This is a genomic window from Streptococcus sp. 1449 (assembly GCF_013276805.1).
In the GTDB taxonomy this organism is placed as follows: domain Bacteria; phylum Bacillota; class Bacilli; order Lactobacillales; family Streptococcaceae; genus Streptococcus; species Streptococcus pseudopneumoniae.
In genome coordinates, this window is sequence record NZ_VMLS01000027.1 from 19,901 (window position 1) to 43,184 (window position 23,284).

General features: G+C 42.8%; 19 protein-coding genes. 17 read left to right on the forward strand and 2 right to left on the reverse strand.

The features are described 5' to 3' along the window. From purH to purB, 6 genes are all read left to right on the forward strand, one after another. Positions 1-1,548 carry a bifunctional phosphoribosylaminoimidazolecarboxamide formyltransferase/IMP cyclohydrolase gene (gene purH / locus HT687_RS06405; protein ID WP_000161907.1) on the forward strand — a complete coding sequence of 516 codons (1,548 nt, stop codon included), beginning with the start codon at positions 1-3 and terminating at the stop codon, positions 1,546-1,548. A 121-nt stretch (positions 1,549-1,669) separates the two neighbouring features. After that, a complete protein-coding gene (gene purD / locus HT687_RS06410; RefSeq protein ID WP_172924116.1) occupies positions 1,670-2,932 on the forward strand; it encodes a phosphoribosylamine--glycine ligase in 1,263 nt (420 codons plus the stop codon). Between the two features lie 193 nt (positions 2,933-3,125). After that, on the forward strand, positions 3,126-3,617 hold the full coding sequence (gene purE / locus HT687_RS06415; protein ID WP_000165489.1) for a 5-(carboxyamino)imidazole ribonucleotide mutase: 492 nt from the start codon (positions 3,126-3,128) through the stop codon (positions 3,615-3,617). Continuing rightward, the gene (gene purK, locus HT687_RS06420) at positions 3,604-4,695 is read left to right on the forward strand and encodes a 5-(carboxyamino)imidazole ribonucleotide synthase (RefSeq protein ID WP_000099011.1); all 1,092 of its coding nucleotides are present in this window, start codon (positions 3,604-3,606) and stop codon (positions 4,693-4,695) included. The genes purE and purK overlap by 14 nt, the downstream gene beginning before the upstream one ends. 9 nt (positions 4,696-4,704) lie before the next feature. After that, complete coding sequence (locus HT687_RS06425) at positions 4,705-4,932, forward strand: hypothetical protein (protein ID WP_000614702.1); 228 nt, start codon at positions 4,705-4,707, stop codon at positions 4,930-4,932. A 63-nt stretch (positions 4,933-4,995) separates the two neighbouring features. Further along, on the forward strand, positions 4,996-6,294 hold the full coding sequence (gene purB / locus HT687_RS06430) for an adenylosuccinate lyase (protein WP_000610743.1): 1,299 nt from the start codon (positions 4,996-4,998) through the stop codon (positions 6,292-6,294). 54 nt (positions 6,295-6,348) lie between these two features. Here purB and strH read toward each other — a convergent pair whose 3' ends face one another. After that, entirely contained in the window at positions 6,349-10,302 is a 3,954-nt protein-coding gene (gene strH, locus HT687_RS06435) for an LPXTG-anchored beta-N-acetylhexosaminidase StrH (RefSeq protein WP_119919952.1), read from the reverse strand. A 314-nt stretch (positions 10,303-10,616) separates the two neighbouring features. Beyond that, a complete protein-coding gene (locus tag HT687_RS06440) occupies positions 10,617-11,333 on the reverse strand; it encodes a GntR family transcriptional regulator (RefSeq protein WP_001007202.1) in 717 nt (238 codons plus the stop codon). Between the two features lie 346 nt (positions 11,334-11,679). On the opposite strand from HT687_RS06440, the gene HT687_RS06445 reads away from it, so the two are divergent. From HT687_RS06445 to HT687_RS06495, 11 genes are all read left to right on the forward strand, one after another. Further along, complete coding sequence (locus HT687_RS06445; protein ID WP_023932928.1) at positions 11,680-13,467, forward strand: beta-galactosidase; 1,788 nt, start codon at positions 11,680-11,682, stop codon at positions 13,465-13,467. After that, positions 13,464-13,940, forward strand: coding sequence for a PTS system mannose/fructose/N-acetylgalactosamine-transporter subunit IIB (locus tag HT687_RS06450; protein ID WP_000156972.1), 477 nt, complete (start codon positions 13,464-13,466; stop codon positions 13,938-13,940). The genes HT687_RS06445 and HT687_RS06450 overlap by 4 nt, the downstream gene beginning before the upstream one ends. Before the next feature lie 27 nt (positions 13,941-13,967). Continuing rightward, positions 13,968-14,873 carry a PTS mannose/fructose/sorbose/N-acetylgalactosamine transporter subunit IIC gene (locus HT687_RS06455; RefSeq protein WP_000617007.1) on the forward strand — a complete coding sequence of 302 codons (906 nt, stop codon included), beginning with the start codon at positions 13,968-13,970 and terminating at the stop codon, positions 14,871-14,873. Then, positions 14,860-15,675: a PTS system mannose/fructose/sorbose family transporter subunit IID gene (locus HT687_RS06460; protein ID WP_000185298.1), complete on the forward strand. Its 816-nt coding sequence runs from the start codon at positions 14,860-14,862 to the stop codon at positions 15,673-15,675. Before HT687_RS06455 ends, HT687_RS06460 begins: the two co-directional genes overlap by 14 nt. 6 nt (positions 15,676-15,681) lie before the next feature. After that, positions 15,682-16,086 carry a PTS sugar transporter subunit IIA gene (locus HT687_RS06465; protein WP_023932930.1) on the forward strand — a complete coding sequence of 135 codons (405 nt, stop codon included), beginning with the start codon at positions 15,682-15,684 and terminating at the stop codon, positions 16,084-16,086. A gap of 436 nt (positions 16,087-16,522) precedes the next feature. After that, positions 16,523-17,689 carry an SIS domain-containing protein gene (locus HT687_RS06470; protein ID WP_023932934.1) on the forward strand — a complete coding sequence of 389 codons (1,167 nt, stop codon included), beginning with the start codon at positions 16,523-16,525 and terminating at the stop codon, positions 17,687-17,689. A gap of 115 nt (positions 17,690-17,804) precedes the next feature. Continuing rightward, on the forward strand, positions 17,805-18,842 hold the full coding sequence (locus tag HT687_RS06475) for an aldose epimerase family protein (RefSeq protein ID WP_138706905.1): 1,038 nt from the start codon (positions 17,805-17,807) through the stop codon (positions 18,840-18,842). Positions 18,843-19,048: 206 nt separating this feature from the next. Continuing rightward, complete coding sequence (locus HT687_RS06480) at positions 19,049-19,903, forward strand: VOC family protein (protein ID WP_000220696.1); 855 nt, start codon at positions 19,049-19,051, stop codon at positions 19,901-19,903. A gap of 140 nt (positions 19,904-20,043) precedes the next feature. Further along, positions 20,044-20,808, forward strand: coding sequence for a nucleoside phosphorylase (locus tag HT687_RS06485; protein ID WP_000614982.1), 765 nt, complete (start codon positions 20,044-20,046; stop codon positions 20,806-20,808). Between the two features lie 213 nt (positions 20,809-21,021). Further along, complete coding sequence (locus HT687_RS06490) at positions 21,022-22,401, forward strand: TrkH family potassium uptake protein (RefSeq protein ID WP_000897723.1); 1,380 nt, start codon at positions 21,022-21,024, stop codon at positions 22,399-22,401. Positions 22,402-22,414: 13 nt separating this feature from the next. Next, positions 22,415-23,080, forward strand: coding sequence for a TrkA family potassium uptake protein (locus HT687_RS06495; protein ID WP_001283900.1), 666 nt, complete (start codon positions 22,415-22,417; stop codon positions 23,078-23,080). Positions 23,081-23,284: the final 204 nt, after the last annotated feature.

Genomic DNA, 23,284 nt, shown 5'->3' on the forward strand with positions numbered 1-23,284 from the left:
ATGACGAAAAAAGCCTTAATCAGCGTCTCAGACAAAGTGGGTATTGTTGAATTTGCCCAAGAACTTAAAAAACTCGGTTGGGACATCATCTCAACAGGTGGGACCAAGGTTGCCCTTAATAATGCTGGGGTAGATACCATTGCGATTGATGATGTGACTGGGTTCCCAGAAATGATGGATGGTCGTGTCAAGACCCTTCACCCAAATATCCACGGGGGACTTTTGGCTCGTCGTGACTTGGATAGTCACTTGGAAGCAGCTAAGGACAATCAGATTGAGTTCATCGACCTTGTTGTGGTCAACCTTTATCCATTCAAGGAAACAATCCTCAAACCGGATGTGACTTACGCTGATGCAGTTGAAAACATTGACATCGGTGGGCCATCTATGCTTCGTTCAGCAGCAAAAAATCATGCCAGTGTGACGGTTGTGGTAGACCCTGCTGACTATACAGTGGTTTTGGACGAGTTGTCAGTTAACGGCGAAACCACTTACGAAACTCGCCAACGTTTGGCAGCCAAGGTTTTCCGTCACACAGCGGCTTATGATGCCTTGATTGCAGAGTATTTCACAACTCAAGTGGGTGAAAGCAAACCTGAAAAGCTGACCTTGACTTATGACCTCAAGCAGGCCATGCGCTATGGGGAAAATCCTCAACAGGATGCAGATTTCTACCAAAAAGCCTTGCCGACTGACTACTCGATTGCATCTGCTAAACAGCTTAACGGGAAAGAATTGTCATTCAACAATATCCGTGATGCGGATGCTGCCATTCGTATCATTCGTGATTTCAAAGATCGTCCAACCGTTGTGGCTCTCAAACATATGAATCCATGTGGAATTGGTCAAGCTGACGACATCGAGACTGCTTGGGACTATGCTTATGAGTCTGACCCAGTCTCAATTTTCGGTGGAATCGTCGTTCTCAACCGTGAGTTGGATGTTGCGACAGCTGAGAAGATGCATGGTGTTTTCCTTGAAATCATCATCGCACCAAGTTATACGGATGAAGCGCTAGCTATTTTGACCAATAAAAAGAAAAACTTGCGTATCCTTGCCTTGCCATTTGATGCTCAAGAGGCTAGCGAAGTGGAAGCAGAATACACAGGTGTTGTCGGTGGACTTCTGGTACAAAACCAAGACGTGGTCAAAGAAAGCCCAGCTGACTGGCAAGTGGTGACCAAACGCCAGCCAACTGAGACAGAAGCGACTGCTCTTGAGTTTGCTTGGAAAGCTATCAAGTACGTCAAATCAAACGGTATCATCGTAACCAATGACCACATGACACTTGGTGTCGGTCCGGGTCAAACTAACCGTGTGGCTTCTGTTCGCATCGCTATTGAGCAAGCTAAAGACCGTCTTGACGGCGCTGTTCTTGCTTCGGATGCCTTCTTCCCATTTGCGGATAATGTGGAAGAAATCGCCAAAGCAGGGATCAGGGCTATCATCCAGCCGGGTGGATCCGTCCGTGACCAAGAGTCTATCGAAGCTGCTGACAAATATGGCTTGACAATGGTCTTTACAGGTGTGAGACATTTTAGACATTAAGAACGTTAAAGGGAAGAAAACAGTTTCTTTCCTTTTTTGCGTAAAAATGCGGATTGAAACAAGATTAAAACGAACGTTTGTGGTATAATATTATTAAATAATTCGCAAAAGAGGTTGAGGGATGAAGCTGTTAGTTGTCGGTTCGGGTGGTCGTGAACATGCGATTGCTAAGAAGTTGCTTGAGTCAAAAGACGTTGAAAAAGTATTTGTAGCTCCTGGGAATGACGGTATGACTCTGGATGGTCTGGAATTGGTAAATATCTCTATTTCCGAACATTCTAAATTGATTGACTTCGCAAAGGCCAACGATATTGCTTGGACCTTTATCGGTCCAGATGACGCCCTTGCGGCTGGTATCGTGGATGATTTCCATGCAGCTGGTCTCAAAGCCTTTGGTCCGACAAGATTGGCAGCGGAGCTGGAGTGGTCCAAGGATTTTGCTAAGGAAATCATGGTCAAATATGGTGTTTCGACAGCAGCCTATGGCACATTTTCAGATTTCGAGGAAGCAAAGGCCTATATCGAAAAGCAGGGTGCGCCTATCGTAGTCAAGGCGGATGGCTTGGCGCTTGGGAAGGGTGTCGTCGTTGCTGAGACGGTTGAGCAAGCGGTCGAAGCCGCTCATGAGATGCTTTTGGACAATAAATTTGGTGACTCAGGTGCGCGCGTGGTTATTGAGGAATTCCTTGAAGGAGAGGAATTTTCACTCTTTGCCTTTGTCAATGGTGATAAGTTCTACATCATGCCAACGGCTCAGGACCACAAACGTGCCTACGATGGCGACAAAGGGCCTAACACGGGTGGTATGGGTGCCTATGCGCCAGTTCCACACTTACCACAGAGTGTAGTTGATACAGCGGTTGACACCATTGTCAAGCCAGTTCTAGAAGGGATGATTAAAGAAGGTCGCCCTTATCTGGGAGTTCTTTACGCAGGGCTTATCCTGACAGCTGATGGACCCAAAGTCATTGAGTTCAACGCTCGGTTCGGAGATCCAGAAACTCAGATTATCTTGCCTCGCTTGACCTCTGACTTTGCTCAAAATATCACAGATATCCTGGATAGCAAGGAGCCAAATATCATGTGGACGGACAAGGGTGTGACTCTGGGTGTGGTTGTCGCATCCAAGGGCTGCCCGCTAGACTATGAAAGGGGCGTTGAGTTGCCAGCCAAGACAGAAGGCGATGTCATCACCTACTATGCAGGGGCTAAGTTTGCGGAAAATAGCAGAGCACTGATCTCAAACGGCGGACGAGTTTATATGCTCGTTACCACAGCAGCCACCGTCAAAGAAGCCCAAGCCAGCATCTACCAAGAACTATCCCAACAAAAAATAGAAGGACTCTTCTACCGAACAGATATCGGAAGCAAGGCAATTAAGTAAAGATATAAGAATAACGCGCCGTAGTCGCCAAACACGATAATGGTCGTCGTGGTGAAAAGACCAGAACAGTGAATGTTCTGGTCAGGGGGAAACTTTGAGACCTTAGGCTCAAAGTTTAGGAATGAAACCGAAGGTTTGCTTCCGTCCCCACCACCTAAGACCATTATCAAAAAAGAAGAAAAAAGGAAAAATTATGACTAAACCAATTATTTCCATCATCATGGGCTCAAAATCCGACTGGGCAACCATGCAAAAAACAGCAGAAGTCCTAGACCGCTTCGGTGTAGCCTACGAGAAGAAGGTTGTCTCTGCCCACCGCACACCAGACCTCATGTTCAGACATGCCGAAGAAGCTCGTAGCCGTGGCATCAAGGTCATTATCGCAGGTGCAGGTGGCGCAGCCCACTTGCCAGGAATGGTAGCTGCCAAAACAACCCTTCCAGTCATTGGTGTGCCAGTCAAGTCTCGTGCTCTTAGTGGAGTGGATTCACTCTATTCTATCGTTCAGATGCCGGGTGGGGTGCCTGTTGCGACCATGGCTATCGGTGAAGCTGGAGCGACTAACGCAGCTCTCTTTGCCCTCCGTCTCCTCTCTGTAGAAGATAAGTCCATTGCGGATGCACTTGCCAACTTTGCTGAAGAACAAGGAAAAATCGCAGAGGAGTCGTCAAATGAGCTCATCTAAAACAATCGGAATTATCGGTGGCGGTCAACTGGGTCAGATGATGGCCATTTCTGCTATCTACATGGGGCACAAGGTTATCGCGCTGGATCCTGCGGCGGATTGCCCGGCTTCTCGCGTGGCGGAAATCATTGTGGCACCTTATAACGATGTGGACGCCCTCCGTCAGTTGGCAGACCGTTGCGATGTCCTCACTTACGAGTTTGAAAATGTCGACGCTGACGGTTTGGATGCCGTTATCAAGGATGGACAACTCCCTCAAGGAACAGATCTGCTCCGCATTTCGCAAAATCGTATTTTTGAAAAGGACTTTTTGTCAAACAAGGCTCAAGTCACTGTGGCACCCTACAAGGTCGTGACTTCTAGCCTAGACTTGGCAGATATCGACTTGTCGAAAAACTATGTCCTCAAGACTGCGACTGGTGGCTACGATGGTCATGGACAAAAGGTTATTCGTTCAGAAGCAGACTTGGAAGCAGCCTATGCGCTAGCAGACTCAGCAGACTGCGTCTTGGAAGAATTTATCAACTTTGACCTTGAGATTTCTGTCATCGTGTCAGGAAATGGCAAGGAGGTGACGTTTTTCCCAGTTCAGGAAAATATCCACCGCAACAATATCCTGTCTAAGACCATCGTACCAGCCCGCATTTCTGAAAGTCTAGCAGACAAGGCTAAAGCTATGGCAGTGCGAATCGCAGAACAACTCAACTTGTCTGGAACTCTCTGTGTGGAAATGTTTGCGACAGCTGATGACATCATTGTCAATGAGATTGCTCCACGACCACACAACTCAGGCCATTACTCTATTGAAGCCTGTGATTTCTCTCAGTTTGACACCCATATTCTCGGTGTTCTCGGAGCACCATTGCCAGCCATCAAACTCCATGCGCCAGCCGTTATGCTTAATGTCCTCGGTCAGCATGTCGAGGCTGCTGAGCAATATGTGACAGAAAATTCAAGCGCCCACCTCCACATGTATGGTAAAATAGAAGCGAAGCACAACCGCAAGATGGGACATGTGACCTTGTTTAGTGATGTACCGGATAGTGTGGATGAGCTTGGGGAAGGGATTGATTTTTAGGACAAGTCTATGATACAAATTATCGTTAATACATTTATTGAAAAGGATAAGACTGGAGCAGTTGTTGAAGTGTTGTATGCCAGTGCTGACCAAGATAAGGTACAAGCTAAATATGAAGAACTAGCTGCACAATACCCCGAAAATTATTTAGCTATCTATGATGTACCGCTGGATACGGATTTGAATACACTAGATCATTACCCGTCTGTGTTTATTGGAAAAGAGGAGTTTGAGTAGAAATCTTGGTTTACCTAGATAGCTTATTCCCAACAGCTTAAGAAGAAAGGAAAAATGAACAACATGATCAACCGTTACTCTCGCCCTGAGATGGCGAATATTTGGAGTGAAGAAAATAAATACCGTGCTTGGCTTGAGGTGGAAATCCTCTCTGACGAGGCATGGGCTGAGTTGGGGGAAATCCCTAAGGAAGATGTGGCTTTGATTCGCAAGAAGGCGGACTTTGACATCGACCGTATTTTGGAAATTGAGCAGGAGACGCGCCACGATGTGGTGGCTTTCACGCGTGCGGTTTCTGAGACTCTTGGTGAAGAGCGCAAGTGGGTTCACTATGGGTTAACTTCTACTGACGTGGTGGATACTGCTTATGGTTACCTCTACAAGCAGGCCAACGACATCATCCGTCGTGACCTTGAAAACTTCACTAATATCATCGCTGACAAGGCCAAGGAGCACAAGTTCACCATCATGATGGGGCGTACTCATGGTGTGCACGCTGAGCCGACAACTTTTGGTCTTAAATTAGCAACTTGGTACAGCGAAATGAAACGCAATATCGAGCGCTTCGAGCATGCGGCTGCTGGTGTAGAAGCTGGTAAGATTTCTGGTGCGGTTGGGAACTTTGCCAATATCCCACCATTTGTAGAGGAGTATGTCTGCGATAAACTTGGCATCCGTGCCCAAGAAATCTCTACACAAGTCCTTCCTCGTGACCTTCACGCTGAGTACTTTGCAGTTCTTGCCAGCATTGCGACTTCAATCGAACGTATGGCGACTGAGATTCGTGGTTTGCAAAAATCTGAACAACGCGAAGTGGAAGAATTCTTTGCTAAAGGGCAAAAAGGTTCATCTGCAATGCCTCACAAACGCAACCCAATCGGTTCTGAAAACATGACTGGTCTGGCGCGTGTCATTCGTGGTCACATGATTACGGCTTATGAAAACGTCGCTCTCTGGCACGAACGCGATATTTCTCACTCATCAGCTGAGCGTATCATCACACCAGATACGACCATTTTGATTGACTACATGCTCAACCGTTTTGGAAATATCGTCAAGAACTTGACAGTCTTCCCAGAAAATATGATCCGAAACATGAACTCGACTTTTGGTCTTATCTTTAGCCAACGGGCTATGTTGACATTGATTGAAAAAGGCATGACCCGTGAGCAAGCCTATGACTTGGTGCAACCAAAAACAGCCTACTCTTGGGACAACCAAGTAGACTTTAAACCACTTCTTGAAGCAGATCCAGAAGTGACATCACGCCTCACTCAAGAAGAAATCGACGAAATTTTCAACCCAGTTTATTACACCAAACGAGTGGATGATATTTTTGAACGTCTAGGACTAGGTGATTAATTAAAAAATAAACAGCGAGCTTCAATCTCGCTGTTTATTTTTTATCGAAAAGACTTAGTCTTCTTTTCTTTTAGTGAGTCCATAGGCTGCTAGTGTGGCCATGAGTCCTGCGACTACTAGTCCTGCAGAATCGTGAGTTCCTGTTTCAGGAAGTTTTTTCTCTATTACCACAGGAGCTGGATCTTGAGGAAGAGCTTTGCTTTCCTCAGCAGGAGCAGTTGATGGAGCTGGTTGGCTTAGGATTTCTAGTTTTGGTTTTTCTTCAGCAATAGCGGCTTGTCCGTTTTCATCGCCTACATGTGTTACCATAGTTCCGACTTCGACTATTTGAGTAACGGCTTCCTGTGCTACGACACTATTTACGAGTGTTTTCACTTCCTTACCATCGGCAGAAGTGCTCACAGAGTAGAAGTTGCTACGATGTCCATTGACACCCTTAGTAATGACTTGTGTTTTTCCTTTGAGTAAGAGTGGATTTTCACGAGTCACTGTGGTAAATGGAATTTCTTCTTCTTGGATATCCAGTCTAGGTTTTACCTCAGTAGTTGGTGCAAGACCACTTTCATCACCCTTGTGAGTTACAGGAGCGCCAACTTCAACCACTTGGTTTATAACTTCTTTGGTTACCTGGCTATCAAGGACTGTTTCTGTTGTTTTTCCATTTTCAGTGAGTACAGAGATGTAATGAGTTCGTTCACCTTTGACTCCTGCTGTGATAATATTTTCCTGACCAGCTGGGAGGTTAGGATTTTCTTTCTTGATAACTTCAAATGGAATTTCTTCAGTTCTTGTGATGAGTTCTGGTCTGGTTTCAACATTGGCAGCCACTTCATTTTCATCTAGGCTTCCTGAATGAGTTGCAGCTGGTTTGAGGCCTTGAAGAGCAGCCTTGAGCTTACCTACTAGTGCGTCTAATTCAGCTTGTTTGCTGCGGTTGAGGTTAAGGTTCAGTCCATCTTTTGCTGCCTTGAGTGCAGCTAGGCTCTCTGTGCTGTATCCGTCTAAGTTTGTAGGAATCTTAGCCAATTCTTCGCGGAGAGCATTATAATTAGCACGGAAGTAGTCTTTGTTGTGGTCTGCAAAGGCAGTCATGAGTTCAAAGATTTCCTCTTCCTTGTACTCAGCGCTTGGTTTATCTGCCCATATAGCTAACATACTACCAACTGTTGGAAGGTCAACTTCAGGATATTTGGTAGAAGCTAGTTGATTGAATGGAACTTTTCCAGAATTTTCAATTGCCTTTGAAAGAGGATAAGCTTCATCTTGTTTGTGATTTCCTAAAACATAGTACCAGTCACCGTTGGTATTCAAGAACTTATAACCTTTGTTTGCTAGATACTGAGGTGATGCAAGGTTGTAGCCCCACCAGCCTTTAGACCAGTAAGAAATCAAGACATCTTTATCGAATTCAGCATCATCCTTGTCTTCATAGTAGAAGCCATCGTTGAAGGCCATTGGTTGTAGCCCTCTTTCCTTAGCCATAGCAGCTAGGCTGTTAGAATAATCTGCGAACTTGTTATAGAGTCCATACCATTTGAGGTAATACCAACCTTGGGCGTTGGTCGCATCATTGGCATATTCATCTGTACCATAGTTGAATATCTTTGATTTATCAGCAAAGTAATCCATATACTTACCGATAAGGGCTTTGGTAAATCCAACTGCTTCTTGATTTTCAAGGTCCATGGTTGTTTTTGAGACCTTATCAAAGTTGGCTTGAGGATTCGTGATGCCAAGTTTTTCCATGGCAACGAGCATAGCATCCATATGTCCTGGACTATTGATAGCGGGGATTAGACCAATACCTTTTTCCTTAGCGTATTGAACAAGCTCTGTCACTTCTGTTTGTGTCAGCGCAGTACCGTTTGGATCGTCGTAGTAAGCTTTCGTTCCTTCGATAATGGCTTTTTTAACGTCATCACTAGCGTAGGTTTTTCCGTTGGCAGTAATGGTCATATCATCGAGTAGGAAACGAAGGCCATCATTTCCTAGAAGGAGATGGGCATCAGAATAGCCGAGCTCGCTGGCCTTGTCTACGATGCGTTTGAGTTGATCTAAAGAGAAGTATTTACGACCTGCATCGATGGAAATGACTTTATTCTTATTCAGTTTTTCAAGTTCGCGTTTAGCATCTTCTTCTTTTTGAGCTTCTGGTGTAAAGACTAAGTTTTTAATAGCTTCTTGAAGGTTAACAATTGCTTGGTTAATGGTATCTTGTTGAGCACGACTGAGGTTGCTATCGAGTGAACGGATGGCTTTTTCAGCTTCTTTGACAGCAGCAAAACTTTCAGCAGTATAGCGGTTAAAGTCTTTTGGAATAGTTTCTAGTGCTTTTTCTGCAGGTTGATAGTTGGCTGCGAAGTATTCAGCGTTGGCATTTGCAAAATGACGCATGAGTTTGAAGAGGCGAGATGGAGAATAACGTGCAGATGGGGTATCGGCCCAAGCAGCTACCATACCACCGATGATTGGGACATCAGCTCCTTCTGTTTTTGGTACAGAAGTGATTGGTGTGTTTTTAATACCATTGAGCCCCTGATCGAGATTGTACCAACCTTGGTCATCAGCGTTTCGTCCAAGAACGTAGTACCAAGCATCATTGGTATTAAGGATTTGGTGCCCTTTTTCAGCTAGTAGTTTAGAAGAAGCAACGTCGTAGCCCCCCCAACCACCAGTCCACATAGAAACGATGATGTCTTTGTCAAAACTACCAAAGCTTGTGTCTCCATTGTAGTAGATACCGTCGTTAAAGGCCATTGGTTTGAGACCGTGAGATTTTACAATACGAGCGAGATCATTAGCGTAAGAGATGAATTTTTCATATCCTTTTTCAGGGTAACCTTCATTTGGATAATATTTATCAGCTTGAAGCACACTCCAACCTTTAGCATCTGTCGCATCATTAGCATATTCATCTAGTCCAATATTGAAAATTTCAGATTTGTTAGAGAAGTAGTTAGCGTATTTGTCAATCAGAGTTTTTGTGAAATCGACTGCTTGTTTATTATTTAAGTCAACAGTTCGTTCCGATTTTTTACCAAAATAATCAAAGTTAGGATTCTCAATGCCAAGTTCTTTCATAGCATGGAGCATAGCATCCATATGTCCAGGACTATTGACAGTTGGAATTACTCCAATTCCTTTATCTTTGGCATAATTAATCAAATCTGTCATCTGACTTTCAGTGAGATGGTTACCATTTGGATCATCGTAATAGGCATTTGTTCCATTTTCAATGGCGCGTTTGACATCATCATTAGAGTAGGTTTTATCGCCCACTTTCATAGACATATCATCCAACATGAAACGGAGGCCATCGTTACCTACCAAGAGATGAAGATCTGTGTAACCATATTCTTTAGCTTTGTCGATAATTTCTTTGAGTTGCTCAGGTGAGAAATATTTACGTCCGGCATCAATTGAAACGATTTTTCGTTTAGCTAATTTTTCATTTTCAGTTGTAGCACGTTCCTTTCCTGCCTCTGTTGCTGGTTTGTCAGCCTCAGCTTTCGTTTCATCTTTTTTAGCTGATTTTTCCTTGTCAGCTTCTGACTTATCAGTCTTGTCTGTATCCGACTCTTTAGAATTAGCCTCTTTCTGCTCTTCCTTTTTAGGGCTAGCTTCTTCTGCCTTTTTATTAGCAGTTTCTTTTTCAGCAGAAGTTGGAGTTACCACTTCTGCTTTATCACTAGGAATTGAACTAACTTCCTCTTGTGGTTTTTCTTCTGTTTTTGGAAGACTAGCTACCTTATCAGTAGCTGGAGTTTCTGTTTCTACAGTTTTTGGAGTTTCTGGTTGAAGCTCTGCTTTAGGTGTTTCCTCAGTCCGATTTTCGGATGGTTGAGGGGAATCAGAAACCGTATGGATGGTCGGTTGGTTTTCTGTAGTAGTAGGAGTAACTCCATCGGCTGCAACAGTCTGTGCTTGGAAGGCAAATCCAATTAGAACAGAAGCTGCTCCTACAGCGTATTTACGAATAGAAAAACGCTGTTGTTTTTCATGTTTCATTGCAAAACCTCCTGATTGCATTGTTATATTGATAGCGATTATATAAATCAACGCCTTTATTTTATTTCTTATATTAACGAGAGTCAAGAGGAGATGACAAAAAACTATAATAAGTATAAAAAAATATAAAATTTAAACTTAAGATTTCAGATTGGTCAGAAAAAATATGTATATATATCTAGTATAATTTTTGGTTCTATTTCTATAAAATATTCCACAAATTATAGAATTTTCCAAAAATAGGTAAGCGCTACCTTTTTGGTGTGGTATAATAAGCATAGAAAAAGCCCAAGCGATTAGCTCAGGCTTTCTTCTTAGTGATCACGGTCACATGAGATGAATTTAATCTTGTAGTAATCAGATCGTTTGTAAGTTTCACTGTATTCTAAAACTTGGCCAGTTGATTCGAGTTTGGTGATTTTAGTTTGTAGGACAGTAGGGAATTGTTCATCGACTCCGAGGACTGAAGCCGCATGTTCTGGAGTTGGAAAGACTATTTCGTTGATTTCTTCAAAGTGTTCATCATTCATGTGAATGTGGTAGTCTAACTTGAAACGATTATAGATAGAACTATAGTATTCAAGGTTTGGATAATTTGCGTTGATATATTGTTCTGGGATGTAGGATGTATGGTAGATATAAACGACACCGTTTGATTCGCGGATACGTTCAATCTTGTAGTAGAATTGATCGCCACGTAGACCCAATTTTTCCAAGTAAACGAGCTTGTTTCCGCGTTCAATTGAAAGAACAGTTACCTTATCATCTTTAGCATTAAAGAGTTCAATATCTGAAAACTCTACAAGCTTGTGTTTGCGTGCACGTGAAACGAAGGTTCCTTTTCCTTGTTGGCGGACAATATAGCCATCTTTAGCAAGGTCGTTTAAGGCGCGGACAACTGTGATAGAGCTGACATCGTACATTGAAATGAGCTCTGCTTCAGTGTAAAATTTATCTCCACTGCTAAACTGCCCAGAGATGATTTTATTTTTTAATTCGTCTTTTATGTATTGATATTTGGGAATTGCCATATTTTTACCTCTATTTTCCTTCTCCATAGAAAATTTTACCATAAAAGCGAAAAAAATAGTAGTCTTTTGAATAAAAAATTAGATAACAGATTAAAAAATTAAGTTACATAGGCATTGTACGTATTTTATAAATGTATTTTGTGCAAAATTATTTTAGGTTCTCTATTCCGAATTTAAAGAGCGTTTGAAATGGGTCTGAAAATGTTTGAAATTAATTGAACGTGTGTATAATAGTAAAATTGCAGTAAATATCCCTACAATTTCTATTGACAATTCAAACAGATTGGTTTATAATGACTATAACAACAAATGAAAGTGCAAACTTTCGCAGTCAGAAGGTAGTTTTATGACACGATTTGAGATACGAGACGATTTCTATTTAGATGGGAAACCGTTCAAGATTTTATCTGGCGCCATTCATTATTTTAGGGTTCCTCCAGAGGATTGGTATCATTCGCTCTATAACTTGAAGGCTCTTGGTTTTAATACGGTAGAGACTTATGTGGCTTGGAATTTACACGAGCCTCGTGAGGGCGAGTTTCACTTTGAAGGGGCTCTGGATTTGGAGCGATTTCTACAGACAGCGCAAGACTTGGGTCTCTACGCTATTGTACGGCCCTCTCCCTTTATCTGTGCGGAGTGGGAATTCGGTGGCTTACCGGCTTGGCTTTTAACCAAGGATATGAGGATTCGTTCCTCAGATCCAGCCTATATTGAGGCTGTCGGTCGCTATTATGACCAGCTCTTGCCACGACTGGTTCCACATCTGTTGGACAATGGTGGCAATATCCTCATGATGCAGGTTGAAAATGAGTATGGTTCTTACGGAGAAGATAAGGCTTACCTAAGAGCTGTTCGACAGTTGATGGAAGAGTGTGGCGTAACCTGTCCCCTCTTTACATCAGATGGTCCATGGCGAGCTACTCTGAAAGCTGGAACCTTAATTGAAGAGGACCTCTTTGTAACAGGAAACTTTGGTTCTAAGGCACCTTACAACTTTTCGCAGATGCAGGAATTCTTTGATGAACATGGTAAGAAATGGCCACTCATGTGTATGGAGTTCTGGGATGGTTGGTTCAATCGCTGGAAAGAACCGATTATCACACGGGATCCTAAGGAATTGGCAGATGCAGTTCGAGAGGTTTTGGAACAAGGCTCTATCAATCTTTACATGTTCCACGGTGGTACAAACTTTGGTTTCATGAATGGTTGCTCAGCTCGAGGAACTTTGGACCTGCCACAAGTTACATCTTATGATTACGATGCCCTTCTGGATGAAGAAGGAAATCCAACTGCTAAATATCTTGCAGTCAAGAAGATGATGGCAACACATTTTTCAGAGTATCCGCAGTTGGAACCACTCTACAAAGAGAGTATGGAGTTGGATGCTATACCAATAGTAGAAAAAGTTTCCTTGTTTGAAACCTTGGATAGCTTGTCAAGTCCAGTAGAAAGCCTCTATCCTAAAAAGATGGAGGAGCTGGGACAAAGCTATGGTTACTTACTCTATCGAACAGAAACAAACTGGGATGCAGAAGAAGAAAGACTTCGTATCATTGACGGTCGAGATAGGGCCCAGCTGTATGTCGATGGTCAGTGGATTAAAACCCAATATCAGACAGAGATTGGGGAAGATATTTTTTATCAAGGTGAAAAGAAAGCGTTATCTAGGATTGACATATTGATAGAAAATATGGGGCGTGTCAACTATGGGCATAAGTTCTTAGCAGATACGCAACGTAAGGGAATTCGGACAGGGGTTTGTAAGGATTTGCATTTCTTACTGAACTGGAAACACTATCCACTCCCACTAGACAATCCTAAGAAAATTGATTTTTCAAAAGGATGGACTCAAGGACAACCAGCCTTTTACGCTTATGACTTTACAGTCCAAGAGCCAAAAGATACTTACCTAGACTTGTCTGAGTTTGGTAAGGGAGTTGCCTTTGTCAATGGGCAGAATCTAGGACGTTTTTGGAACGTCGGCCCAACCCTCTCACTTTATATCCCTCATAGCTATCTCAAGGAAGGTGCCAACCGCATCATCATCTTTGAAACAGAGGGCCAATATAAAGAAGAGATTCATTTAACTCGTAAACCTACACTAAAACACATAAAGGGGGAAAACTTATGACAATTGTAGGATGCCGTATCGATGGACGTTTGATCCACGGACAAGTAGCCAATCTTTGGGCTGGAAAACTAAATGTTTCACGTATTATGGTTGTAGATGACGAAGTTGTCAACAACGATGTTGAAAAGAGTGGTTTGAAACTTGCGACACCACCAGGTGTAAAATTGAGTATTTTGCCAATTGAGAAAGCGGCAGCCAATATTCTTGCTGGTAAATACGATAGCCAACGTCTCTTTATCGTTGCTCGTAAACCAGACCGCTTCCTTGGTTTGGTAGAAGCAGGTGTACCACTTGAAACCCTTAATGTTGGGAATATGTCTCAAACACCAGAAACTCGCCCTATCACACGTTCTATCAACGTAGTAGACAAGGATGTGGAAGATTTCCACAAATTGGCAGAAAAAGGTGTTAAACTTACTGCTCAAATGGTTCCAAATGATCCAATTTCAGACTTTTTGAGCTTATTAAAATAGGAAAAAATTTTTTAGGAGGTCATTGTTATGATACAATGGTGGCAAATTTTACTTCTCACTTTGTACTCAGCTTATCAAATCTGTGATGAGTTGACGATCGTTTCATCTGCAGGTTCCCCTGTATTTGCTGGTTTCATTACTGGTTTAATCATGGGAGATGTGACTACTGGTTTGCTTATCGGTGGTAACTTGCAACTGTTCGTTCTTGGGGTTGGTACCTTCGGTGGTGCTTCTCGTATCGACGCAACTTCTGGTGCGGTTCTTGCGACAGCCTTCTCTGTTTCACAAGGAATTGATGCACCGCTTGCCATTACTACAATCGCTGTACCAGTAGCAACTCTCTTGACTTACTTCGACGTTCTTGGTCGTATGACTACTACCTTCTTCGCTCACCGTGTGGATGCTGCCATCGAACGCTTTGACTATAAAGGTATTGAACGCAACTACTTGCTTGGTGCGATTCCTTGGGCTTTATCTCGTGCCCTTCCAGTCTTCTTTGCCCTTGCTTTTGGTGGTGAATTTGTACAAGGCGTAGTAGACTTCGTTACAAAATACCAATGGATTGCAGATGGTTTGACACTCGCAGGACGTATGCTTCCAGGTCTTGGATTTGCAATCTTGCTTCGTTACCTTCCAGTTAAACGTAACCTTCATTACCTTGCTATGGGATTTGGTTTGACAGCTATGTTGACTGTTCTTTACTCATATGTAACAGGTCTTGGTGGCGCTGTTGCTGGTATCGTAGGTACTCTTCCTGCTGAAGTTGCTGAAAAAATTGGTTTCGTGAACAACTTCAAAGGATTGTCTATGATTGGTATCTCTATCGTAGGTATTTTCCTTGCAGTGCTTCACTTCAAAAATAGCCAAAAAGTAGCTGTAGCAGCACCTTCTACACCATCAGAAAGTGGGGAAATCGAAGATGACGAATTCTAATTACAAACTAACAAAAGAAGATTTTAATCAAATCAACAAACGTAGCTTGTTTACTTTCCAATTAGGTTGGAACTACGAACGTATGCAAGCTTCTGGTTACCTTTACATGATCTTGCCTCAGTTGCGTAAAATGTATGGGGATGGAACTCCTGAATTGAAAGAAATGATGAAAGTTCATACTCAATTCTTCAATACTTCACCATTCTTCCATACTATTATCGCTGGTTTTGACCTTGCCATGGAAGAAAAAGATGGTGTAGGTTCAAAAGACGCCGTTAACGGTATCAAGACAGGTTTGATGGGACCATTCGCTCCTCTTGGGGATACAATCTTTGGTTCACTTGTACCTGCTATCATGGGGTCAGTCGCAGCAACTATGGCTATCGCTGGCCAACCTTGGGGGATCTTCCTTTGGATTGCAGTTGCAGTAGCGTATGACATCTTCCGTTGGAAACAGTTGGAATTTGCTTACAAAGAAGGGGTTAACCTTATCAACAATATGCAAAGTACCTTGACAGCTTTGATTGACGCTGCATCTGTACTTGGTGTCTTCATGATGGGTGCTCTTGTAGCAACAGTGATTAACTTTGAAATTTCTTACAAGTTGCCAATCGGTGAAAAGATGATTGATTTCCAAGACATCTTGAACCAAATCTTCCCACGTTTGCTTCCAGCAATCTTTACTGCCTTTATCTTCTGGTTGCTTGGTAAGAAAGGTATGAACTCTACTAAAGCTATCGGTATTATTATCGTACTTGCTTTAGCTCTTTCTGCCCTTGGTCACTTTGCACTTGGAATGTAATTTCTTATGACTAAATCATTAATTTTGGTGAGCCATGGTCGCTTCTGTGAGGAGCTTAGAGGTAGCACAGAAATGATTATGGGCCCACAAGACAACATTTACACAGTAGCTCTTCTTCCAGAAGATAGCCCAGAAGAATTTACTGCTAAATTTGAAGCTGTTATTGAAGGGTTAGATGATTTCCTAGTTTTTGCGGATCTTCTCGGTGGAACACCGTGTAACGTGGTCAGTCGTTTGATTATGGAAGGTCGTGACATCGAACTTTACGCAGGGATGAATCTTCCAATGGTGATTGAATTTATCAATGCGAGCCTGACAGGCGCAGATGCGGACTATAAGATCCGTGCTGCAGAAAGCATTGTGAAAGTTAATGATCTGTTAGCGGACTTCGATGATGACGAAGATGAATAATACTCTTCGAAAATCTCTTCAAACTACGTCAACGTCGCCTTGCCGTAGGTATATGTTACTGACTTCGTCAGTCTTATCCGGCAACCTCAAAGCAGTGTTTTGAGCTGACTTCGTCAATCTTATCCGGCAACCTCAAAACGGTGTTTTGAGCTGACTTTGTCAGTCCTATCCGGCAACCTCAAAGCAGTGCTTTGAGCTGACTTCGTCAGCCTTATCCGGCAACCTCAAAACGGTGTTTTGAGCTGACTTTGTCAGTCTTATCCGACAACCTCAAAGCAGTGCTTTGAGCAGCCTGCGGCTAGTTTCCTACAGATTTTAGTTGGAACTCGATTCAATTCATGTGACAACGTGAAAATCGTTAGAGCATTTTATATAGAATATACATGGGAATGGAGTTTACTCCCATTCCCATCTTTAATAGAAAAAGAGGAACTCAATGCTATATTATACAAAAGAAGACTTGCTCGAATTGGGTGCAGAAATCACTACGCGTGAAATCTACCAACAGCCTGATGTATGGAGAGAAGCTTTTGAATTTTATCAAGCAAAACGTGAAGAAATTGCAGCCTTCCTACAAGAAATCGCTGATAAACATGACTATATTAAGGTTATCTTGACAGGTGCTGGGACTTCTGCTTATGTGGGAGATACCTTGCTACCTTATTTTAAGGAAGTCTATGACGAACGCAAATGGAATTTCAATGCCATTGCAACAACAGATATCGTTGCCAATCCAGCAACCTATTTGAAAAAAGATGTGGCAACTGTCCTTGTGTCTTTTGCTCGTAGTGGGAACTCGCCTGAAAGTGTGGCGACTGTTGATTTGGCCAAATCCTTGGTGGATGAGCTTTATCAAGTGACGATTACTTGTGCAGCAGATGGTAAATTGGCTCTTCAAGCTCACGGTGATGACCGTAATCTCTTGCTCTTGCAACCAGCTGTCTCTAATGATGCTGGATTTGCCATGACTTCTAGCTTTACGTCTATGATGTTGACAGCTCTCTTGGTCTTTGATCCTACAGAATTTGCTGTTAAGTCTGAACGTTTTGAAGTTGTATCTAGTCTTGCCCGTAAAGTTTTAGACAAGGTAGAAGATGTCAAAGAGCTCGTTGATTTAGACTTTAACCGTGTCATCTATCTAGGCGCTGGTCCTTTCTTTGGACTTGCTCATGAAGCTCAGCTCAAGATTTTGGAATTAACTGCTGGTCAAGTTGCGACCATGTATGAAAGCCCAGTTGGCTTCCGTCACGGTCCAAAATCTCTTATCAACGAAAATACAGTTGTTTTGGTCTTTGGTACAAGGACAGACTACACTCGCAAGTACGACTTAGACTTGGTTCGTGAAGTTGCTGGTGACCAGATTGCTCGTCGTGTTGTGCTTTTGAGTGATCAAGCTTTTGGTCTTGAAAATGTCAAAGAAGTGGTCCTTGGTTGTGGCGGTGTCTTGAATGATATTTATCGTGTCTTCCCTTACATCGTTTATGCCCAACTCTTTGCTCTATTGACTTCACTCAAGGTAGAAAATAAACCAGATACACCGTCTCCTACAGGTACCGTAAACCGTGTGGTACAAGGTGTTATCATCCACGAATATCAAAAGTAAGACAGTGTTTATGAATTCTTGACAAGAGGATTTGTAAATTATCAGATAAACCATAGATTGTCAGTAGGCTTTCTATGGTTTGTTTGCTTGAGAGAAATAGTAAAAGGAGAACAGAATGAAAGCATACACAGAGCGTGTGTTTGGAAATGTTGAGGGCAAGGATGTCTTGGCCTATCGTTTTGAGACGGACGGTGGCTACCAGCTTGAAGTCATGACTTATGGTGCGACTATCTTGCGTTATGTCACACCTGATAAGGCTGGAAATTTTGCCAACGTTATTTTGGGATTTGATGACTTTGATAGCTATGTAGGTAATAGCCCCAAGCATGGAGCTAGCGTAGGTCCTGTGGCAGGTCGTATTGCTGGCGCGACCTTTGAGCTTAATGGCAAGACCTATGACCTTGAAGTCAACAATGCTAGCAACTGTAACCACAGTGGTTCAACTAGTTGGGATTCGAGTTTGTTTGAATTGGTTGAAGTGAGCGACCATGGCTTGACCCTCTACACAGAGCGTACAGATGGGACAGGAGGATTTCCTGGTAATCTCAAGATTTGGATTAGCTACAACTTGGAAGAAACTGGTGCCTATGAAATCAGCTACAAGGTAATGACCGATCAGGATACGCTGGTCAATCCAACCAACCACAGCTATTTCAACTTGTCTGGTGATTTCACGCAGACGATTGACCGTCATGTCTTCCAACTAAACACAGAGGGCATTTACTCAATCGCTCCTGACGGTGTTCCTGCCAAAACTCCAGAAGCCAACCGTGATGTGGTCAAACACGTCTACAATGGTACCTTGTTGAAGGATATCTTTGCAGAAGAAGATGAGCAAATCCAGCTGGCATCAGGTTTGGATCATCCATTTGCCCTTCCTGCAGGCCATGACAATGCTGGATTCCTTTATGACCAAAATTCAGGTCGCTTCCTGCTTTTCAAGACAGAAGCTCCTTGCTTTGTGGTCTACACAGCAAACTTTGTGGATGAAAGTGTCATCATAGGAGGTCAGCCAATGCTACAGCACAATGGGATTGCTCTTGAAGCGCAAGCTTTACCAGATGCCATTCACAGTGACCTTAAAGGCCAAGTCATTCTTAAAGCTGGTCAAACCTTCACCAGTAAGACACGTTATGAACTTGTTGTGAAATAAAAAAGCTGGTCAAAAAGTCTTTAAAATTAAAATAACGCATATTGTCAGGTGATGAAAAGTTTGATAATATGCGTTTTATTATGAAATGATTTACTTTATATTATCCTGAAATGGTGTTATTTTTGAGTTATCTGGCTTGACTTTCTTGATGGAAATTATATAATAGTTGTAATAATAATAATTACAACGAGAAAAGAGGACCATTTATGACCTATGAATATAAGAGTCACATTTATTTGGCAGAGACAGCTTTAAATGTAAAGGATTTGGCCAGTCAAACAGCCTTTTATCAGCAAGTTATTGGTTTAGAAATCTTATCTCAAACTGAGACAGAGTCCATTCTAGGCCTTGGTGGAAAAGTCTTGGTACAGCTGATTCAAGCACAAGAGAGCGGAGAAGTGAGGGAACATTATGGTCTTTACCATTTGGCCATTCTCTTGCCCACACGCAAGGCTTTGGCTGATGTCTTGAAACACCTGACAGATTTGCAAATTCCTCTTGTCGGCGGTGCAGACCATGGTTACAGTGAAGCTATTTACTTGGAAGATTTGGAGGGAAATGGCATTGAACTCTATCGAGATAAGCCAGTTTCCACATGGGATATTCGAGAAGATGGACGCATTATCGGAGTGACGGAGGCTCTTGCGGCGCAGGACATTTATGAGTTGGGGGAAAGAGTAGAGCCCTTTATCCTGGCAGAAGGTACAAGAATGGGGCATATTCATCTTTCCGTCAAGGATAGTCGAAAGTCCAGCCAGTTTTATCAAAAGGTGTTAGGGCTAGAGAATAAATTCAGTGTGCCTGGCGCTAGTTGGATTGCGGCTGGAGATTACCATCATCATTTAGCAGTTAACGAATGGAGAGGAAAAGGTCTGGCTTCGCGTAAGCAAGGCTTACCAGGTTTAGCCTACTATGTCATCGAAGTCGCACATAAAAAAGAACTGTTAACGATTGCCCAACGAGCACAAGAAGTTGACGCACCAATCAAATGGATGACATCGAGCAAATTGGAAATCACAGACTCAGATGGCATCGTGACCCGTATTCGTTTAGCTCGATAGACAGGATGTGATGAAAATCAGAGCATCAATTGTAGAAAGTGGTTTTTATTCTAGTATTAGCTTTTCCTCAGTTCATCAGCTTCCTCCTTGACACTTTGTCAGTTTTTGATACAATAGTACAAAATTAGAGGAGGTGGGTTATGATTCAGAAACATGCGATTCCCATTTTAGAGTTTGATGATAATCCTCAGGCGGTTATCATGCCCAATCACGAGGGGCTGGACTTGCACTTGCCCAAGAAATGTGTCTATGCATTTTTAGGTGAAGAGATTGACCGCTATGCGAGGGAAGTAGGGGCGGACTGTGTCGGCGAATTCGTTTCAGCCACCAAGACCTATCCAGTCTATGTCGTGAACTACAAAGGCGAGGAGATTTGTCTGGCTCAGGCTCCTGTTGGTTCAGCTCCAGCAGCCCAGTTTATGGATTGGTTGATTGGCTATGGTGTGGAGCAGATTATTTCCACAGGTACCTGTGGTGTGCTAGCCGATATAGAGGAAAATGCCTTTCTAGTCCCTGTTCGCGCTCTGCGAGATGAAGGAGCCAGTTACCACTATGTGGCACCTTCTCGTTATATGGAAATGCAGCCAGAGGCTATTGCTGCCATTGAGCAAGTTTTGGAAGTCAGAGGGATTCCCTATGAAGAAGTCCTGACCTGGACGACAGACGGTTTTTACCGAGAAACGGCTGAAAAGGTGGCTTATCGTAAGGAAGAGGGCTGTGCTGTTGTGGAGATGGAGTGTTCTGCGCTTGTGGCAGTAGCCCAACTGCGAGGGGTTCTCTGGGGAGAATTGTTGTTCACAGCTGATTCCTTAGCAGACTTGGACCAGTACGATAGTCGTGACTGGGGATCGGAAGCTTTTGAGAAGGCGTTAGAACTGAGTTTAGCAAGTGTTGTGCAACTTTAGTCGCTTTTCTCGGCAGTTTCTTATCTTAGTGAAGGAGAACTTTAAAAGCTTGATTGATGATTATTTTTTGCCGAATAAAATAGGAAGTCGGTAGTTTTTAGACGTTTCTAGAAATGGACGAGTTTGGATAACCTCTTTTTTAGGATAAGCGTACGCGATGTTTTGTCCATTCCTATTTGAGATATTTCTTTTGTTTTATGGTACAATGGAAACATGTTATTCAAATTATCTAAGGAAAAAATAGAGCTAGGCTTATCTCGTTTATCGCCAGCCCGTCGTATTTTTTTGAGTTTTGCCTTGGTCATTTTACTAGGCTCTCTTCTTTTGAGCTTGCCCTTTGTCCAAGTTGAAAGCTCACGAGCGACTTATTTTGATCATCTTTTCACTGCTGTCTCTGCAGTCTGTGTGACAGGTCTTTCAACCCTTCCAGTAGCTCACACATATAATATCTGGGGTCAAATAATCTGTTTGCTCTTGATTCAGATCGGTGGTCTAGGACTCATGACCTTTATTGGAGTTTTCTATATCCAGAGCAAGCAAAAGCTTAGTCTTCGTAGCCGTGCAACTATTCAGGATAGTTTTAGTTATGGAGAAACTCGATCTTTGAGAAAGTTTGTCCATTCTATTTTTCTCACAACTTTTCTAGTTGAGGGTTTGGGAGCTCTATTCCTCAGTTTTCGTTTTGTTCCACAACTTGGCTGGGGGCGCGGTCTTTTTAGTTCCATTTTTCTAGCTATATCCGCCTTCTGTAATGCAGGTTTTGATAATTTGGGGAGCACCAGTTTATTTGCTTTTCAGACCGATTTACTGGTCAATCTGGTGATTGCAGGCTTAATTATTACAGGTGGTTTTGGCTTTATGGTCTGGTTTGATTTGGCTGGTCATGTAGGAAGAAAGAAAAAAGGGCGCCTGCACTTTCATACGAAGCTTGTACTATTATTGACTCTAGGTTTGTTGTTATTTGGAACGGCAACTACTCTCTTTCTTGAGTGGAACAATGCTGGAACGATTGGCAATCTCCCTGTTGCCGATAAGGTTTTAGTTAGCTTTTTTCAAACAGTGACGATGCGAACAGCAGGCTTTTCTACGATAGATTATACTCAGGCTCATCCTGTGACTCTTTTGATTTATATCTTACAGATGTTTCTAGGTGGGGCACCTGGGGGAACGGCTGGGGGGCTCAAGATTACGACATTTTTTGTCCTCTTGGTCTTTGCGCGAAGTGAGCTTTTGGGCTTGCCTCATGCCAATGTTGCGAGACGAACGATTGCGCCGCGAACGGTTCAAAAATCCTTTAGTGTCTTTATTATCTTTTTGATGAGCTTCTTGGTAGGATTGATTCTGCTAGGGATGACAGCCAAAGGCAATCCTCCCTTTATCCACCTCATATTTGAAACCATTTCAGCTCTTAGTACAGTTGGTGTAACGGCAAATTTGACTTCTGATCTTGGGAAATTGGCTCTCAGTGTTATCATGCCACTTATGTTTATGGGACGAATTGGTCCCTTGACCTTGTTTGTTAGCTTGGCAGATTACCATCCAGAAAAGAAAGATATGATTCACTATATGAAAGCAGATATTAGTATTGGTTAAGAAAGGAAAGAGAATGTCAGATCGTACGATTGGAATTTTAGGATTGGGAATTTTTGGGAGCAGTGTCCTAGCTGCCCTAGCCAAGCAGGATATGAATATTATCGCTATTGATGACCACGCAGAGCGCATCAATCAGTTTGAGCCAGTTTTGGCGCGTGGAGTGATTGGTGACATCACAGATGAAGAATTATTGAGATCAGCAGGGATTGATACCTGCGATACCGTTGTCGTCGCGACAGGTGGAAATCTGGAGTCGAGTGTGCTTGCGGTTATGCACTGTAAGAGTTTGGGGGTACCGACTGTTATTGCTAAGGTCAAAAGTCAGACTGCTAAGAAAGTGCTAGAAAAGATTGGAGCTGACTCGGTTGTCTCGCCAGAGTATGAAATGGGGCAGTCTCTAGCACATACCATTCTTTTCCATAATAGTGTTGGTGTCTTTCAGTTGGATAAAAATGTCTCTATTGTGGAGATGAAAATTCCTCAGTCTTGGGCAGGTCAAAGTCTGAGTAAATTAGACCTCCGTGACAAATATAATCTGAATATTTTGGGCTTCCGAGAGCAGGAAAATTCCCCATTGGATGTTGAATTTGGACCAGATGACCTCTTGAAGGCAGATACCTATATTTTGGCGGTCATCAACAACCAGTATTTGGATACCCTAGCAGCATTGAATTTGTAAAAGAGGGAGCTTCCCTCTTTTTTGATGCTTAAGATGGTAAATAGAGACAGAAGCCTTGTATTCTAGTAAAAGTTCTTCAAAGGCTGGACTTTATGGTAGAATAGAAAGCAGTGACAAGAGAGAGTAATACTCTTCGAAAGTCAAATTTAAACCACGTCAACGTCACCTTGCCGTAGGTATAGGTAACTGACTTCGTCAGTCTTA

Bases quoted from the DNA above. Each gene is read 5' to 3' on its own strand.
- purH (WP_000161907.1), top strand. From the start codon at position 1: ATGACGAAAAAAGCCTTAATCAGCGTCTCAGACAAAGTGGGTATTGTT.
- HT687_RS06440 (WP_001007202.1), bottom strand. From the start codon at position 11,333: ATGGCAATTCCCAAATATCAATACATAAAAGACGAATTAAAAAATAAA.
- HT687_RS06455 (WP_000617007.1), top strand. From the start codon at position 13,968: ATGATACAATGGTGGCAAATTTTACTTCTCACTTTGTACTCAGCTTAT.
- HT687_RS06425 (WP_000614702.1), top strand. From the start codon at position 4,705: ATGATACAAATTATCGTTAATACATTTATTGAAAAGGATAAGACTGGA.
- purD (WP_172924116.1), top strand. From the start codon at position 1,670: ATGAAGCTGTTAGTTGTCGGTTCGGGTGGTCGTGAACATGCGATTGCT.
- HT687_RS06445 (WP_023932928.1), top strand. From the start codon at position 11,680: ATGACACGATTTGAGATACGAGACGATTTCTATTTAGATGGGAAACCG.
- HT687_RS06475 (WP_138706905.1), top strand. From the start codon at position 17,805: ATGAAAGCATACACAGAGCGTGTGTTTGGAAATGTTGAGGGCAAGGAT.
- HT687_RS06495 (WP_001283900.1), top strand. From the start codon at position 22,415: ATGTCAGATCGTACGATTGGAATTTTAGGATTGGGAATTTTTGGGAGC.
- HT687_RS06460 (WP_000185298.1), top strand. From the start codon at position 14,860: ATGACGAATTCTAATTACAAACTAACAAAAGAAGATTTTAATCAAATC.
- HT687_RS06480 (WP_000220696.1), top strand. From the start codon at position 19,049: ATGACCTATGAATATAAGAGTCACATTTATTTGGCAGAGACAGCTTTA.
- purE (WP_000165489.1), top strand. From the start codon at position 3,126: ATGACTAAACCAATTATTTCCATCATCATGGGCTCAAAATCCGACTGG.
- HT687_RS06465 (WP_023932930.1), top strand. From the start codon at position 15,682: ATGACTAAATCATTAATTTTGGTGAGCCATGGTCGCTTCTGTGAGGAG.
- HT687_RS06485 (WP_000614982.1), top strand. From the start codon at position 20,044: ATGATTCAGAAACATGCGATTCCCATTTTAGAGTTTGATGATAATCCT.
- HT687_RS06490 (WP_000897723.1), top strand. From the start codon at position 21,022: ATGTTATTCAAATTATCTAAGGAAAAAATAGAGCTAGGCTTATCTCGT.
- HT687_RS06470 (WP_023932934.1), top strand. From the start codon at position 16,523: ATGCTATATTATACAAAAGAAGACTTGCTCGAATTGGGTGCAGAAATC.
- purK (WP_000099011.1), top strand. From the start codon at position 3,604: ATGAGCTCATCTAAAACAATCGGAATTATCGGTGGCGGTCAACTGGGT.
- strH (WP_119919952.1), bottom strand. From the start codon at position 10,302: ATGAAACATGAAAAACAACAGCGTTTTTCTATTCGTAAATACGCTGTA.
- HT687_RS06450 (WP_000156972.1), top strand. From the start codon at position 13,464: ATGACAATTGTAGGATGCCGTATCGATGGACGTTTGATCCACGGACAA.
- purB (WP_000610743.1), top strand. From the start codon at position 4,996: ATGATCAACCGTTACTCTCGCCCTGAGATGGCGAATATTTGGAGTGAA.